Origin of the sequence: Virgibacillus byunsanensis (genome assembly GCF_042675965.1) — a bacterium.
Lineage (GTDB): Bacteria > Bacillota > Bacilli > Bacillales > Amphibacillaceae > Virgibacillus_R > Virgibacillus_R byunsanensis.
In genome coordinates, this window is the sequence record NZ_JBHTKJ010000001.1 from 147828 (window position 1) to 164710 (window position 16883).

Below are 16883 nucleotides of genomic sequence, written 5' to 3' on the forward strand. Positions count from 1 at the left end.
AGAGGATGGACATATATGATTGAGAAGAATATCCCAAACAAATTATTTCCCGTAAGAGAATCAGCTTATAAAGGCTTATTTTTCATCTTGGGAATGAAAACGCAAGATAATGAATTTCTATTAGGTATTCAAAAAGGAAATATTATTGTCCACATAGGTACCTTTTCTAAAGGTCTAAAGAAGAGTGAACGAAACTCTTTGATTGAGGCGATAAATAAAAATCAAAATACTTCTGAACATGATACCGTTTCTATCGAACCTGCTATATGTGTGGAGATTTATTTTAAAACCATAGTAGATAATCAATTAGTGGATCCTAATTTTCATTCTTTCCAACTGAACTTAAATTGGTATGAATGCACTTGGGATAGGCTTCTTTTAGATAATAACTCAACTAATATCCAAGGGAAAATTACCCATCCAGATAAAACAATATGGGAAACTCCTTTTATCAATAAAGAAAGCTATATTTCCTACTTAATTCAAGTTTCTTCTTATATACTTCCATTCTTAAGAAGTAGGGCTTTAACTACTATAAGATATCCCCATGGAGTCCCTGGAGAATCCTTTTACCAAAAGAACTGCCCTGAGTATGCCCCTAGTTTTGTTAACACAGTAAATAAAGATGGTATTAATTACATTGTTTGCAATGATTCACCAACATTACACTGGTTAGGAAACCAGATGACAATAGAGTACCATGTTCCTTTCCAAACCGTGGAAAGTAATAATCCTTTAGAAATTGTATTTGACTTAGATCCACCTAATAAAGCTGGACTCCCTTTAGCAATAAAAGCAGCAATAGAAATGAAAAAAATATTCGATAAATTTGAGATTATAAGCTATCCTAAACTTTCTGGTAGCAAAGGTCTTCAAATCCATATACCTATTATTGATACCTCATTAACATATGATGAAACCAGAGTATTTACAGAATTCATAGCTAAATATCTAGTAGAAAAGTATCCGAATAGTTTTACAATAGAAAGGCTTAAAAAAAATAGAGGCAAAAAGCTTTACATTGACTATATTCAGCACGCAGAGGGAAAAACAATAATTTGTCCTTACTCGCCCAGAGGACGGGAAAATGCAACTGTTGCAGCCCCATTATTTTGGGACGAGGTTAACGAAAACCTGAAGATTGAAAGATATAATGTTCCATTTGTTTTAGATCGCCTCTCCAATAATAATTGTCCCTTTGGAGATTTTTTTGAACAAACTAATTCTACTTTGAAAAACATTATTGTTTCGTTAAAGACAAAATAAGGGATAAAAGTACATAAAAAATTTTGTGCATTTTTTATTTAAGGCCCCAATATTAAAGATAAATTTTTCAGTAATATTTACTAGTACGTGTTTATAAATCTGCAATACTTAATGTATTTATCCCATTTTCTTATTTTATAATGGGCAAAATTAACAACAATCCATATAGTGCAGCCTTTTTTACTTTTGCCCACTATATATATAATGTACAAGTGATTTTTGATATTTTAGAGAAAAGTGGTAATTCCTTACACCTTAAAAATTTTATGGAACGAAAAGAACTGCTAGCTGATCTTTTTACAGATATCGAAGGTGGACGATTAGTTCAAGTCCCTTCTACTAACAGCCCTGATGACTTGTGGGAGGATATTTTTGCGTGTAAAGGGGAAGGGATGATCGCAAAGCGTAATGAGAGTACATATAGTCCTGGAAAAAAACATAATGATTGGTTAAAAATCAAAAATTGGCGAACCATTTTTGGATTTTTAACATTCTATGATACCAATAATGACTATTTCACGGTAAATGTTTACGACCATGATACTATACGTGAAATTGGAAAGTGCAAGCATGGACTAGATGATGAAGCACAAAAAACGTTACAACAATTATTTATTACAAAAGGAGAAAAACAAGCTAACGGATATGTACTACCACCTGCTATTTGTGCATCTATCCACACGCTTGATTTATTTAAAGATGAATTACGTGAGCCTGAATTTAAAGCATTGGAATTGGAAATTTCCGCAGAAGATTGTACCTATGATAGATTAAAGATTGATATGGCGATGATGCCTTCTGCAGTTGAGCTGACAAATATGGATAAGGTTTTCTGGCCAAATGACGGATTAACAAAAGGTGATTTGCTAATTTTTATGCGAGAGATTTCAGCCTACATGTTACCCTTTTTAAAAAACCGTACATTAACTCTTATTCGCAGTCCTGACGGCGTAAACGAGGAAACGTTCTTTCAAAAGCATCTTCCTTCCTACGCTCCTTCATTTATAAATTCCATAGGAGAAGGCACGGAAAAACTTATTATTTGCGATAGATTAGAATCGCTCATATGGTTTGCTAATCATGGCTCCGTTGAATTTCACATCCCCTTTCAAAAAGTGAGAAGTGAGTATCCGAATGAAATCGTTTTTGACTTGGATCCCCCTGATCGCAAAGGATTCCCTTTAGCTATCCAAGCTGCCACATGGATCAAACGTTTGATTGACGATTTAGATCTCATCTCTTTCGTAAAAACTTCTGGAAATAAAGGACTGCAAATACACATTCCAATCCAGGAGGGAACTATGACTTATGAAGATACAGCTATTTTCACACAAGCGATAGCCTGGACAATCGAAAAAGCTGATCCCTCTTTATTTACAACAGAGCGCATGAAGAATAAACGAAATGGGCGACTATATATAGATTATGTACAACACGGAAAAGATAAAACATTAATTGCACCCTATTCCCCACGGTTAACAGATGATGCAACAGTTGCCACTCCACTATTTTGGGAAGAAGTGAAGGAAGGGTTAACACCTGATTCATTTACGATTAAAAATGTCGTGGACCGGGTGCAAAGGCTTGGTTGTCCATTTGCTGGATATGCCGATGCGGCTAAAATGCAGAATATGGATAAAATGTTGGAGCTTGTGAAAGAATAAGCAGTTTTTGTGGACCGAGTTGGAGCTGTTCTCTTCCAAGTTGGGGCTATTCTCTCCCCAGTTTTGCACCGTCGTTGTCCTTGGTGCAAAACACAGAAAAATAGCCGCTCCATCTAGGAACGGCTATCTTCATTAGTTAAAGCGCAATATCTTGTTCTATTGCTTTTTTATCGTTAAACGTTTTTATATTAAATTTCTTTAAAATTCGTGATGTTAATGTTCCCGAAACCATTGCGCCATTAACATTTAGTGCAGTACGTCCCATGTCGATTAGCGCTTCGATTGAGATTAACAAACCTGCTAATGCTACTGGTAGGTTCATTGCTGAGAGAACGATTAGTGCTGCGAATGTTGCTCCTCCTCCAACACCTGCTACACCAAATGAACTAATTCCGATAATAAGAACTAGTTGTACGATAAATCCTGGTGTTAACGGGTCAATTCCTACTGTAGGTGCAATCATTACTGCTAACATTGCTGGATAAATACCAGCACATCCATTTTGGCCAATTGTTGCACCAAAGGAAGCTGACATATTTGCAGTACCTTCGTCAACACCTAGCGCATTTTTCTGTGCCTGAATATTTAAAGGAATGGTTCCAGCACTTGAACGTGAAGTAAAGGCAAATCCTAATACAGGGATAACTTTTCTCAAGTAGGTCATTGGGTTTAAGCCAAAGACTCCTACTAGCAGTAAATGGATCACAAACATGATAAACAAAGCCACATAAGAAGCAATTACAAATTTACCTAATTGCATGATCCCCGCTACGTCCGTATTTGCTACTGTTGTTGCTATTAAGGCCAATATACCAAATGGAGTTAAACGTAAGATCAACGTAACAATACGCATAACCACTGCATATATGGCGTTTATGATTTCAGTAAACTTTTCAGCCTGTTCTGGACTCTTTCTCCGCAGCCCAAGTACCGCTATCCCAATAAACATCGAGAATATTACAACGGCGATAACTGAAGTCGAACGTTCTCCAGTCATATCCAAAAATATATTGGATGGAATAAAATTAAGAATTTTAGATGGTGTACTAGTACCCTGTACCTCACCTAACGTTGATTCAAGCATCGATGCACGGTCGTTTTCTGCTTGACCTGCTTCAATTTGGTCAGCGTTTAAATCAAATACTACTGCTGTACCAATTCCAATAAGCGCTGCTACCATAGCAGTGGAAACAAGAATACCAATAATCCAAGCCGCCATTTTCCCAAGTGCTGCTGTTTTTTCCAAGTTTATAATCGCCTGAATAATCGATACCATAACTAGTGGTATAACGATCATCATAAGTAAACGAACATATCCTCTACCAACAATGTTATACCATTCGGTTGTTTGCGTTAATACTTCTGACCCTGTGCCATAAACCGCTTGCAATAAGCCACCAAGCACAATCCCAAGGCCTAAACCCGTGAATACACGTTTGGTAAATGTTAAGTGTTTCTTTTGCATGACAATAAGTACGCCGATAAGTGCTATTAAAACTGCGATATTCACCAATATAAATAATAAATCCATTTTTGTTACCTCCTTTTAATATGGTTTATGCCTATCTATCAAAATTAATGTTAATAATTCCGATAAATTTAGTGTGCTTTAAATAAGATACAATCATTTTATCCAACTGTCAAGAGAATGGTTCCTGTTTTTTATAAAATTAAATGGCATTAGAAAACGCACTCTTTGTAAGAGTACGCTACCGTTAATTAGTTTAAATTTTCTTCTAACGTTATTTCTACATTACCTTTTAATGCGCGTGAGATCATACAGCTTTTCTCAGCTTTTTGTACCAATTTAGCCAGTTTTTCATGGTCGTTTGAATCCGCAGTAACTTGTAGATTTACTGTTGGCCTATGAATGATTTTTTTATACGTAAACACGCTATTGGTCACATCAACAATACCTTCTGATTCTAATGACATTGATTTTAATGGAAGGCTTGCTCGCTCAATCATGGCACCTAATGTAATGATGTAGCATGTAGCAGCAGCCCCTAACAGCATTTCATCTGGGTTGGTCCCAATTCCTGGCCCGTCCATCTCAGGTGGAATAGAAATTTTCGTTTGCAGGTTTCCTGATTCGATATAGCCTTCACTATTCCTGCCACCAGGCCAGTCTGCTTGTAAATGGAAATGATGTTCTGCCATAGTATCACCTCAAATTAATTTTTGTTAGAAAACATAAGCGAGTAATGTTCCGAGTACTACTCCTATAATTACAACTAACCACGCAGGTGTTTTCCAAAAGCGCAGGAGACCGAATAAGATCGCTGCAAGAGCAAAGTCAACTCCATTATTGACAGAGCTTGTAAATACAGGATCATACAATGCTGCCAGTAAGATTCCAACAACACTTGCATTAACTCCAGTTAAAATCCCTTGAAACTTGGATTGTTTTCGAAGCTCACTTAAAAATGGGAGCGCACCAACAATTAGCAAGAACGATGGTAAAAAAATTGCAATTGTAGCAATAATAGCTCCAGCAATTCCGCTTATCATCGTCCCTAGGTAACTAGCAAATGTAAATAATGGACCTGGAACAGCCTGTGCCATCCCATATCCCGCTAAGAATTCGCCATTGGATAACAATCCATTTGGAACTACTTCCTGCTCTAGTAACGGTAACACAACATGCCCGCCGCCAAATACCAATGCGCCGACACGGAAAAATGTGTCGAACAGTGATACATATGTATTAGAAACAGCTTGGGACAGAAGTGGCAAACCTATTAACAATGCTACTAGTATAGATAAGGACATGACTCCCTGCTTTTTTGTAATAGAAACAGAAAAGGTATTTACTTTCGATTCTGCTTGATTGGAAAAAGCAACATACCCTATTAAAGCTGCGACAACGATAATGCCTATTTGCACCATTGCTGAAGGAAATAACAACATTACTAAAGCTGCTGCTAGTGCTATTGCTATTCTAGGTCGATCAGGAGTGAGTTTTCCCCCTAATCCCAGGACAGCGTGTGCAACAACCGCTACGGCTACGATTTTTAAGCTAGCTATCCAAGCTGCTTCCTCAAGCGTAAACGACTGATAAAGAAATGCAAACAAAACAAGTACTAAAACAGACGGTATTGTGAATCCCAGCCAGGAAATCACACCACCCAGAAAACCGCCACGAAGCATACCAATAGCTATTCCTACCTGACTACTTGCAGGTCCTGGTAAAAATTGACATAAGGCTATGATGTCGGCATATGTTTTATCGTCTAACCATTTTCGCTTATCAATGTATTCGTCTTTAAAATAGCCAAGATGAGCAATTGGTCCACCAAAAGAGGTTAGACCCAGTTTTAATGACGTTAATAATATTTCAAGTCGGGAGTGATTGTTACGCATCATTACCTCCAAAGTCCATTTTTTTAATAGATAGGAAAGTATATGCTTTCTTATCTACATAAGTGCAACTAATGCTTGGCGATAAGCCAAGTTTTCTAAAATATATCATATCTTCCTGATAACTTCATTACCATTTACACAAACTTTACATTTATAATGAAACGTTTGAAATTACTTATGCATATCTACTCATGGATAGGATAGTGAGGCAATGGATTCTACAAGTGTGAAAAACTACCGGAATATATATGAAACGTTAAAACAAGAGCTGAAGTGGAAAATAACAGATAAGCGAATATGGATGACTATTGCATCTACCTATGAAATGAGTAAAAAGGAATTTAATATGGACCATTTCTTACCTCTAGCAACGTTGCTAGTGTATTGATAACCAAACCGGTATAATCGAGCACATGGAAGAATTATATAACAAGTTAGTTAAAAATAGATTCAGAAAAGGTAACGATTTGCAATTTATGAGTCATTTCGTTTTTTAGTAATTGAAACTAAGTTTGTTCCACTATACCCTTTGTCGGTCTAAAATATCTTTCAGTACACGGGCTTGATTATACTTTTCATCTTTTGCGGAAAATAAAAGTGTTACATCCTTGTTATTATCTTTTGTTATCTCTTTTAACCTTTCTAACTCTTCCTGCTGTTCACCATGAGAAAGCTCTTCTTTGTATGTTTCCTTAAATTGATCATATTTTTCTGGGTCATGTCCAAACCATTTTCGCAAGTCAGTTGAAGGACCAATTTCCTTCATCCAATAATCGAGTTCTGCATCTGCTTTAGATATCCCTCTTGGCCAGACCCGGTCAACTAAAACACGGATGCCATCTTCATTTGAGACATCTTCATATATTCGTTTTATGGTTACTGGCATCTAATCCTCCCTTTCTAAATGTACATTACCCAAATCTGCGAACAAAAGCGCAAGCGCCCGTTTAGCGACGTATGGGCTGCGCCCGCGCATCGCGGGTGGGTCGACGTTGCCGCGCAAAGCGGTGAAGTTAGTCGATCTTCCAAATCCGCATGAGATAAAGGAAACACGAAGAGCGGTAACGATTCGATGTTGACTTATCGTAAGGAGGATCAGGAAGCCCACTAACAGCACGGGCGCTGGAGCTGGACGTGGCTTAAGCAGTAAATAAATTATCCACAGGCTCCTAATTTTATAATTTCCTAGACAATTTAGAAAACTTGGCTTATCGTTAAAGGAATTCTTAGTAAGCGTACTTTGCTTTCTTAGAAGCCCTTATGCTCTGGAGTGCAAGCCTTAATGGCGGAAGCCTTAGTTACACTTATGCAGATAAGAAAGTTTTTTGCTTTCTTATCTGCTAAAAAATAAGCAACCACCCAAGGTGATTGCTTATAGGCTAAAACTAATCTACATGTCCTTGGATTTTTGAGTTCTTGCGCCCTGACAAGAACCAACCACCTACTGCAATACCGACTAATATGGTATAAAAGATAAGTTTCCATGTGGTCGAATGTGGAAAGTCATGCGGGATCCAGGCGATATCTTCATGCGCAAACACAATTAATGCAAGTTTAACACCAACCCAACCTACAATAACAAAAGCAGCAATTTCGAGTCCTGGACGCTTATTTAATAGTTCCACAAAGATATTTGCAGCAAATCGCATAATAATTAAACCAATCATACCACCTGCTAGTACAACTGCGAACTGTCCTGTGTCAAGACTTCCTACCTCACCCAATCCAGTCGGGGGTAGTGCTACAGCAAGTGCTACAGCAGCTAGTATTGAATCCACGGCAAATGCCAAATCCGCAAATTCTACTTTGACAACAGTCATCCAGAAGCCACTGCCAGCCTTTTCTTTTTCCTTTTCTTCATGGTCTTTCTTTTTTAATTTATCATACAAATGCTTAATCGAAATGAAGAGTAAGTACGCTGCACCTAATGCTTGTACTTGCCACACATCGACAAGGAACGCAATAATAAATAGTGATCCAAAACGAAGGACAAATGCCCCTGCCAATCCATAAAATAAAGCCCTTTTACGTTCTTTTGGCGGAAGATGTTTAACCATAATTGCTAATACTAGAGCATTGTCGGCTGCTAATAGACCTTCCAGCCCAATTAAAACGACAAGTACCCAAAGATATTCTACTACTAATTGTATTTCCACAGAAGTCTCTCCTTTTTAATAAAAAAATGGCCCTACCAACAGGTAAGAACCAAAATAAAAGGACCTTTACCCATTTAGTGGTAAAGGTCTCGCTAACAACGATCGTTGCCAATTAAGCCGGGGACAGTATCCCGTAATGACGACTTAAATTGTGCAGCTACTCCCCTTTAGGAATAATATGTTACTTAATTAATACCCTTTTTTGCAATAAATGTCAATCATTTTATTTTGCCTTTACCTAGACGGCTATCTATTTACCATACTTTACCCTTTGAGAAAAATGTTATGCATACTGGTTCAAAACTTGATCCATTTCAGCTTTTAGTCTCTCCAAACGTTCTTCACTGTCTTTGGCTGAGGTACCACGAACCCCATAATAACATTTTATTTTTGGTTCTGTACCTGAAGGACGCAGGCAAATCCAACTCTCTTCCGCTAACTTATATTTTAAAACATTTTCTTTTGGAAGAGTAATTGTTTCAATCACATTGTCAGGGTTAATTGTTCGTTCGCTTGATAAATAATCCTCTACTTGTTCAACTTTAAAACCAGCAATTTGATTTAGCGGATTCGCTCTTACTCCGTCCATGATGGCAGCAATTTTCTCTGAACCTTGCTTTCCTTTAAGTGTTAGTGAACGTAAACCTTCTAAATAGTATCCATGTCGTTCAAATAAAACATCTAATGCATCAAACAACGTTTTCCCTTGGTTTTTCCAGTAATGTGCCATTTCACACGCCATCACAGCTGCCTGAACAGCATCTTTATCACGGGCAAAACTACTGATTAAATAACCATAACTTTCTTCATAACCAAAAACAAATGTCTCACCAGTTGCATCATACTGGCGAATTTTTTCACCTATATATTTAAATCCAGTTAGCGTATCAATTGTTTGAACGTCATATTTTTCTGCTACAGCACGTCCAAGTTCAGTTGTCACGATTGTTTTTATCATGCGCGCATTGGCCAAAAGCGCGTGTTCACTTTTGGAAAGAATATAGTCCAGCAATAAAGCCCCAAGCTGGTTACCGGTTAAAACACTATAATTTCCTGTTTTATCTTTTGCCGCAACGCCTAAACGGTCTGCGTCAGGATCTGTTCCAATCAATATTTCAGCGTTAACTTTAATTCCTTGCTCAATTGCCATTGCAAACGCTTGATGTTCCTCTGGGTTTGGTGAATTAACTGTTGAAAACTCTGGATCTGGAATAGCTTGTTCTGTCACCGTATCAACGTGGGTGAAATTAAGCTGATCTAATCCCCTCAACACTAGATCATGGGCTGTGCCATGTAGAGGTGTAAAAACAATGTTTAAATCTTTCTCTTTTTGCATATCTTTTTCATTGAGTTTAGATATTTGTTTTAATCTATCAAGATAGGCATTATCAACTTCACTTCCTACCCAGGTAAATAAATCTCGTTTTTCTAATTCTTCTTGATCTATGTATGGTACTGTTAATTCATTTTTCGTTTCCTGAATCGCTGCAATAATTTGATTTGCTTCATCAGGTGTAATCTGGCCACCGTCTTCATTATAAACTTTAAACCCATTATATTCTGGTGGATTATGACTTGCTGTAATCATCACGCCAGCTACTGTTGCTAAATATCTAACAGCAAAAGATAGAACTGGAGTGGGGCGTAATGTATCAAAAACATAGGACTTAATTCCATATGCACCAAGCACCTTAGCCGTTTCTACCGCAAACTCCTTTGACATATATCGTGGATCATAAGCGATCACAACCCCGCGGTCATTTACATTTACACAATTTTCTTTAAGGTATTTTGCTAAACCACTAACCGCTTTACGAATCGTATAGATATTCATACGGTTCGTACCAGCGCCTAATATACCTCGTAATCCCCCAGTACCAAACGTTAGCTCTTTATAAAAAGCATCTTCTAATGCTTCATTGTTATCTTGTAAGTTAGCTAATTCTTTTTTTAAAGATGAATCAAGATGCTCAAATGAGTTCCATTTTTCATATGCCAATTGCCAATCCTTCATTACATATATCCCCCTAACACCGACCATATATTTTTAAATTCTAGCATACTTTTAACCAATATTCTATTTCTCTACTATGTTACATGTTTAATCCCGTATAATTTAGGAAAAAACTAGGAAAGATATAAAGTTTGCTTTCTATTACCATTATTTACAGTTAGAATATATATATACGAATTAACAAAAGCTCCAGTTTCCTATAATAAGAACAAAAGGTGTGATAATAGCGTGTTTAATAAGAAATGGTTTCAAACCTTGGTTTTATTTATTTTAATTTTTCTTTTGATTCTGCTCATCTCAAATGTCGACTTTGTTTTTGATCCCATATTTAAATATGTAGGTGCTGTAGCAGTTCCTATTATCGGTGCTGGTATATTATTCTATTTAACCAAACCGATTATGCAGCTCTTTGAACGTTTTAAAATAAATAGAGTCGTTTCTATTCTACTAGTATTTCTAGTATTAATCGGAATTGGGTTTTTCATTAGTATTTATATTGCACCTATTGCACAGTCTCAATTTTCAAACCTTGTCGACAACATTCCAAAAATGGTGAAAGGAGCACAGGGGCTAATTTTCGATTTCCAACAATCCCAATTCATAATTCCAGAAGAAGTAAATAAAGCCATTAATGATTTTACCAACAATCTTCAATCACATATTGAAGGTGTAATGGGGTATATATTTGGGTTTATCGGACAACTCATTGGATTTCTTGCCGCTCTCATTTTAGTACCATTCTTTTTGTTCTTTATGCTTAAGGATGGGGATAAACTCGTCCCTTATATAACAAGGATTTTTGATAAGAAGAAGGCAGATAATATTCGTAGTCTACTTCACAAAATTGATGAAGCATTAACCGCTTTTATACAAGGTCAGTTAATCGTTAGTTTTTGTGTTGGTGTACTGTTATTAATAGGTTATTACATTATTAAATTGGATTATGCATTAACACTTGCTTTATTTGGATTAATTATGAATGTTATTCCATTTATCGGTCCATTTTTGGCTGTGATACCTGCATTAATTGTTGGGGCTTTTCAGGATCCTATGATGATCCTTTGGGTTTCCTTAGTAATGCTTATCGCACAACAAATAGAAAGTAACTTCATTTCACCAAATGTAATGGGACGCGCACTGGACTTGCATCCACTAACAGTAATCACTGTCATACTAGCAGCAGGAAGCATTGCAGGCTTTCTCGGTATACTATTTGCGGTTCCATTTTATGCAGTGCTGAAGACAATTATCGCTCACTTTTATCAAACCTATACCAAATCAAAGGACAAAAAAGAAGATGCTTTAATTTAAAGCAAGGCTCGGTGCTACCAAGTACCGGGCTTATTTTTTACTTTTTAAACTCATAAACTACTGATGAACCTACCACATAATAACCTATTTTCTTATAAATGCTATTTGAAGTTGGGTTCGCTATGTCCGTATACAGACTACAAAATTGAAACCCTTCGTCTAGTAGGTTTTCGGTGAGTTTTGCCACAGCCGTTGTTGCATAGCCATTTCCCTTATATTCATCTGGGGTAAATACAGCATTTATCGCTACCCCATTTTTAGTTTTTCTTGATCTGTTAACCATGGAAACTGGCATGTCATTTGCCATCCATAAATAGAGGGATTGATTTTCGATAAAAACTCCTGCTGTTTGGTCTGCATGAGTTTCAGATATATGTTCATTCGCTTCTATACCAAACTGAATTAACCACTTTTTCACTAGGGAATGATCTTCGTCTGTTGCATGTGCTAAATATCCGTCAACAGTTGGCAGCTCGTTTACTTGATCAACTTGATAAATTAATTGCCTCATCTTTAATCTTGCAACTTGGTTCCATTTATTTATAAAAATTTCTACCATTCGGTTTGGTCCAAGTACACCAGGTACTTCCAAATTACTCTTATACAGAAATTCAGCTACTCCTTCCATGATTTTACTGTCCAAACCATCCACATCAGCAAAAATCCAATTATTAGGTGGGGTTTGCATGAATGCATATACTGCCTTTTCGTCTTTTACCACTAGCCCGAGGTAATACCCACCTTTATATGCTTGTTCACCATCTACGAGACGATCAAGAATGCCAAGCATCAAATTGTTGCAGGCTTCGTTTTTTAGTAAGAGTTCTTCAACTCTATCTGTGTACTTCTCAACAGAGGTTACAACCATTACATCCATTTTTTCCGCTCCCTTTTATAGTTAATGTTATCCTAAATTCTTGTTTTGTAAAGGAGACATCAGATAAACTATACTTGGGAGTGATTGTATGACGAGAAAAGAAATCGAAGCTAAATTGGATGAAGTAAAATCAGATTATGTTCGGATTCAAAGTGACATGGATAAGTTGGAGTATGTCCGTGGAAGGGTTTCTTCTGCTGAACAACAATTAATTCGATTAGAAGGAGAAATGGCAGAATTGAATAAGAAGCTTGATGCCATGGATGAAGAGGAAAACGAATAAAAAGAGTGAAACCACTGAGGTTTCACTCTTTTCTTATTGTCTGTTTCCATTTCCTTTGCCATTTCCGTTACCGTTATTATTACCGTTATTTCGTTGATTGTCTAGTTTATTTTGTATTTTTTTAAATTCCTTACTTTGAGAAGTTAAGCTTACTATTGTATCCCCTTTTTCAGGTGTATTTCTCATTTCTTCTGAATAATACTTAATCTGTCCAGAAGGTTTAATGAAATATAGTAGGACTGTTGTATCCTCTCTATCCTCTAAATACTGCTTATATTTATATTTTTCTGTAAGCACTGTTTGCCGAAACACGTATCCACTTGAAAGTCTGGAACAAAGATCGTCTACTGACACTTCCTGTTTAAATAGGATTCTTCCTGCAACTTTATCAACGATATCTTCCACATTATTATTTCTAAGTTGATGAAATGGACTTACTTTGAATACATTCGTTCTGCCATATTCAGGCATAAATGTTGTACAAACAAGTGCATTGTAGGAATGATATTCGGTTGCTGCAATTAAGTACTCATATGGAATAGTGTCCAAATGGTATTCCGTTTGTTCTGAAAGCATTTCCCCATGGTAAAACGGGATGCCAGTTTTACGTGCATGCTGCAACCTCTCCCATGATGAGTCAACTATGATTACAGGCGATTTAGCCTTCATTAGCGACTTTGCAAGTTCAGCAGTAAACCTATTACTACCAACAATTAATGTACCTGGTCTTCCCTCCATTGATAAATGAAGTTTTTTCGATAACCAACCGACTGAAAACCCATGTGCACAAACGGTAAAGAAAACAAGCCCAAAGGTCAATGTTGTTAGGATATTTGCGTCTTCATATCCTGCCTCGGTTAAAATGGAGGCAAAGTAACTTGACACGGTTAATGCAACAATCCCCCTTGGTGCGATCCACCCAACTAATACTTTTTCATTTAGTGATAGTCCGGTACCTATTGTGGATATGAAAATAGACAATGGACGAACAATGAACATCATCAATAATACATAACCGAGAATATTTGGACTGAACATTTGCAGCAACGTTTCTATTTGCAAGGACGCTGTCAGCATAATAAATATTGCTGAAATTAACAAAATCGTGATGTTTTCTTTAAAATGGCGCATATCGGCTACGGAACTTATCCCCATATTTGCAAGTGTAACTCCCATCGCTGTAACGGATAATAGTCCTGTTTCATGCATAATTTCATCAGCAATTGTAAAACACAATATTACTACAATAAATACTGCAGGTGACTTTAAGAATTCCGGGATATGGCCAGTTTCGAACATCCAGCCAATTCCCCGACCAAAAGCCCAACCTAATATCGCGGCAAATATTGACGCTGCAAAAAACATCATGAGTGCTGTACCATCAGGATTATTAGCAGTTAAGAATGCAATAATTTCAAAAGCAAAAACGGCCAGTAGTGCTCCAATTGGGTCAACAATTATACCTTCCCATTTAAGTATTTTTGCTGGTCTTGGCTTTAACTTGGATTGACGTAGTAATGGCATAATAACAGTCGGACCAGTAACAATAAATAGTCCACCAATAACAAATGCTACAGCCCATGACAAGCCAGCAATATAATGTGCTGTCAATGAGCCTAGGATCCACGCTAAAAAGGCTCCGACTGTTGATATACGAAAAACAGGTTTCCCAAGTCCTCGAAGTTCTTTAAAACTTAAATTTAATGCCCCTTCAAAAAGGATAATGGCTACTGCAACAGAAATAATCGGATTATATAAATTGCCAAAGTCTTCTTCGGGATTCATCAAACCGAAAATTGGACCTACCAAAAGACCAGTAATGGACATGATAACGATAGCTGGCATCCGATAACGCCAAGCTAACCACTGGGATCCAATTCCTAAAAGACCTATAAGCATAATTTCAAATAGAATAGATGGAACCATATCTTACCCCCTAACTACATTATTATTGATTAAAAGAAAGACACTGCCTTAATATATAAAGAACATTTTAAAGGGGTACACAAAGAATGTAAACAATTAAATCTTTAACTATTATTATCTTAAAATACATATTTATCACAAATTTGTTAAAAATAGCTGCTGAATTGCGTTGACAACCTATTATCTCCTTGATAAGATTATTTTTGCTATTATGCTAATAAAATTTAATAGGGAATTACCTCTTTTATTATCTGATAATAATGACAATAATATCCCTTCTATCTAAGAAACCTAAGTGTAATTTACTTTTCATACATGTAAGCGGTTTCCAGTGAACTTCATAACAATACATTCGAAACATCTTAGTCGGAGGGAGCTTTCATCATGAATAAAGATACTTTTATTATTGGCTTTATGCTTTTTGCATTATTCTTTGGGGCAGGAAATCTCATCTACCCCCCTACACTCGGTATTGATTCCGGTACATCCTATTGGGTAGCCATCAGCGGGTTCGTACTAACTGGTGTCGGGTTACCAATTTTGGCCGTTACAGCTATATCCTATGTAAAAAATGATGCCAGGGAAATTGCAGATCATGTTCACCCATTATTCGGACTCATCTTTACATCAATAGTTTACTTAGCAATCGGCCCTTTTTTCGGGATTCCACGTGCTGCATCAGTAGCTTTTGAAATGAGTGTAGAACCATTTTCTGATGGTGCTTCTACCTTATCTTTGTTTATTTTCACAACAATATTCTTTTTGTTTGTTTATATTGTTAGCTTAAACCCGTCTAAGATGGTGGATCGAGTCGGTCAATTTCTTACACCGATTTTATTACTAGCAATTGTTGGACTAAGCATTGGTGGATTCTTATTAATAGACAGTACTTTACCTGGGCCGACTGAAAAATATGAATCATCTCCATTTTTCACAGGGTTCGTTGAAGGTTATTTAACGATGGATGCTATTGCAGCCTTAGCCTTTGGTATTATCGTTGTGAATGCTTTTAAGGAACGTGGAGTAACTACACAACAACAGTTAGTCAAGTCCACCTTAAAAGCCGGAATCATAACAGGTATAGGTTTAATTACTGTTTATGGATCGATTGGGTGGATTGGTGCAAAGATGGCTGACCAAGGGACCTACACAAATGGCGGGGAAATTCTATCAAGTGCTGCTCATATGATTTTTGGAAGTTTCGGAACGTTATTACTTGGTGTTATTGTTGCCTTAGCCTGCTTTACTACCTCAGTAGGTTTAGTTGTTGCAAGTGGCCAGTTTTTTAACAAGGTAACACGTGTACCCTACAGATGGATAATTTTATGTGTAACGATTGGAAGTTATCTGATCGCGAACCAGGGATTAAATACAATAATTAATTTTTCTGTCCCGGTGCTTGTATTCATTTATCCAATTGCAATTGTTCTAATCCTGCTAACGTTTTTAAGAGGATTATTTCAAGGGTCACCTCTGGTTTACCGCGGAGCTATTTTACTAACTGCTATCGTTAGTCTGTATGATGGATTAATTGCATTCGGATTTGATTTAGCTGCAATTACACCATTTATGGAAAGCTTACCCTTGTTCCCGATCGGGCTGAGCTGGCTTGTACCCGCCATAATTGGTGGAATGATTGGCTTTTTTGCTCATAATACAATACGACCCTCCTTTTCTCGGTAATAGTTGACTCTATGTCTAACGGATTCTTGTTCCTATCAAAAACATTAAAAATGTAACGTAAAATGCCCATCAAGTTGTATGCAAATTTGATGAGCATTTTTTGTTGGTATAATAGAAATTTACAGTTTAAAATCCATTATAATTGTCGTGTGATTTGTACCCCCGATTTGTTTGGTAAACGTCTACATTTTGGCCTACAAATTCGGATGCAAATTAGCATACATAAATTTACCAATAAATTGGTTTCGTTTCCCTTGATTCTACAAGGTATTCTGAATATTTATGGTTGGCACAAGAAGAGCAGTCGCTTCTTGTGAAAAGAGGTAGATAATGGACGGAG

15 protein-coding genes are annotated in these 16883 nt (G+C 36.8%); 7 read left to right on the forward strand and 8 right to left on the reverse strand.

Translation table 11 applies throughout. The annotated features are described in order from the left end of the window. Nucleotides 1-15 precede the first annotated feature (15 nt). Together ligD (ACFQ3N_RS00690) and ligD (ACFQ3N_RS00695) are read left to right on the forward strand one after the other, a co-directional pair. Nucleotides 16-1266, forward strand: a complete 1251-nt coding sequence (gene ligD / locus ACFQ3N_RS00690) for a DNA ligase D (RefSeq protein ID WP_390358581.1) — start codon at nt 16-18, stop codon at nt 1264-1266. A 140-nt stretch (nt 1267-1406) separates the two neighbouring features. Then, nucleotides 1407-2930: a DNA ligase D gene (gene ligD / locus ACFQ3N_RS00695; RefSeq protein ID WP_390358583.1), complete on the forward strand. Its 1524-nt coding sequence runs from the start codon at nt 1407-1409 to the stop codon at nt 2928-2930. A 136-nt stretch (nt 2931-3066) separates the two neighbouring features. On the opposite strand, the gene ACFQ3N_RS00700 is transcribed toward ligD (ACFQ3N_RS00695), so the two are convergent. The 3 genes from ACFQ3N_RS00700 to chrA form a co-directional block, all read right to left on the reverse strand. Then, nucleotides 3067-4461 carry an L-cystine transporter gene (locus ACFQ3N_RS00700; RefSeq protein ID WP_390358585.1) on the reverse strand — a complete coding sequence of 465 codons (1395 nt, stop codon included), beginning with the start codon at nt 4459-4461 and terminating at the stop codon, nt 3067-3069. Between the two features lie 188 nt (nt 4462-4649). After that, on the reverse strand, nt 4650-5090 hold the full coding sequence (locus ACFQ3N_RS00705; protein WP_390358587.1) for an OsmC family protein: 441 nt from the start codon (nt 5088-5090) through the stop codon (nt 4650-4652). A gap of 24 nt (nt 5091-5114) precedes the next feature. Continuing rightward, nucleotides 5115-6296 (reverse strand): chromate efflux transporter, encoded by a 1182-nt coding sequence (gene chrA / locus ACFQ3N_RS00710; RefSeq protein WP_390358589.1) that lies wholly within the window; start codon nt 6294-6296, stop codon nt 5115-5117. A gap of 208 nt (nt 6297-6504) precedes the next feature. On the opposite strand from chrA, the gene ACFQ3N_RS00715 reads away from it, so the two are divergent. Then, nucleotides 6505-6681 (forward strand): hypothetical protein, encoded by a 177-nt coding sequence (locus ACFQ3N_RS00715; RefSeq protein ID WP_390358591.1) that lies wholly within the window; start codon nt 6505-6507, stop codon nt 6679-6681. 16 nt (nt 6682-6697) lie between these two features. Continuing rightward, complete coding sequence (locus ACFQ3N_RS00720) at nt 6698-6790, forward strand: DUF4003 family protein (protein WP_390358744.1); 93 nt, start codon at nt 6698-6700, stop codon at nt 6788-6790. A gap of 23 nt (nt 6791-6813) precedes the next feature. Here ACFQ3N_RS00720 and ACFQ3N_RS00725 read toward each other — a convergent pair whose 3' ends face one another. The 3 genes from ACFQ3N_RS00725 to ACFQ3N_RS00735 form a co-directional block, all read right to left on the reverse strand. Continuing rightward, nucleotides 6814-7179 (reverse strand): DUF488 domain-containing protein, encoded by a 366-nt coding sequence (locus tag ACFQ3N_RS00725; protein ID WP_390358593.1) that lies wholly within the window; start codon nt 7177-7179, stop codon nt 6814-6816. Nucleotides 7180-7678: 499 nt separating this feature from the next. Further along, nucleotides 7679-8449: a TerC family protein gene (locus ACFQ3N_RS00730; RefSeq protein ID WP_390358595.1), complete on the reverse strand. Its 771-nt coding sequence runs from the start codon at nt 8447-8449 to the stop codon at nt 7679-7681. A 283-nt stretch (nt 8450-8732) separates the two neighbouring features. Then, nucleotides 8733-10463: a phospho-sugar mutase gene (locus tag ACFQ3N_RS00735; RefSeq protein WP_390358597.1), complete on the reverse strand. Its 1731-nt coding sequence runs from the start codon at nt 10461-10463 to the stop codon at nt 8733-8735. A gap of 228 nt (nt 10464-10691) precedes the next feature. On the opposite strand from ACFQ3N_RS00735, the gene ACFQ3N_RS00740 reads away from it, so the two are divergent. Beyond that, the gene (locus ACFQ3N_RS00740) at nt 10692-11774 is read left to right on the forward strand and encodes an AI-2E family transporter (protein ID WP_390358599.1); all 1083 of its coding nucleotides are present in this window, start codon (nt 10692-10694) and stop codon (nt 11772-11774) included. 37 nt (nt 11775-11811) lie between these two features. Here ACFQ3N_RS00740 and ACFQ3N_RS00745 read toward each other — a convergent pair whose 3' ends face one another. Then, nucleotides 11812-12651 carry a GNAT family N-acetyltransferase gene (locus tag ACFQ3N_RS00745; protein WP_390358601.1) on the reverse strand — a complete coding sequence of 280 codons (840 nt, stop codon included), beginning with the start codon at nt 12649-12651 and terminating at the stop codon, nt 11812-11814. A gap of 88 nt (nt 12652-12739) precedes the next feature. Here ACFQ3N_RS00745 and ACFQ3N_RS00750 point away from each other — a divergent pair, with 88 nt between their 5' ends. Then, nucleotides 12740-12934, forward strand: a complete 195-nt coding sequence (locus ACFQ3N_RS00750) for an SE1832 family protein (protein WP_390358603.1) — start codon at nt 12740-12742, stop codon at nt 12932-12934. A gap of 33 nt (nt 12935-12967) precedes the next feature. Here the strand turns inward: ACFQ3N_RS00750 and ACFQ3N_RS00755 are convergent, their stop codons facing one another. Then, nucleotides 12968-14860 (reverse strand): cation:proton antiporter, encoded by a 1893-nt coding sequence (locus ACFQ3N_RS00755; RefSeq protein WP_390358605.1) that lies wholly within the window; start codon nt 14858-14860, stop codon nt 12968-12970. A gap of 384 nt (nt 14861-15244) precedes the next feature. Here ACFQ3N_RS00755 and brnQ point away from each other — a divergent pair, with 384 nt between their 5' ends. Beyond that, complete coding sequence (brnQ, locus tag ACFQ3N_RS00760) at nt 15245-16543, forward strand: branched-chain amino acid transport system II carrier protein (protein ID WP_390358607.1); 1299 nt, start codon at nt 15245-15247, stop codon at nt 16541-16543. Nucleotides 16544-16883: the final 340 nt, after the last annotated feature.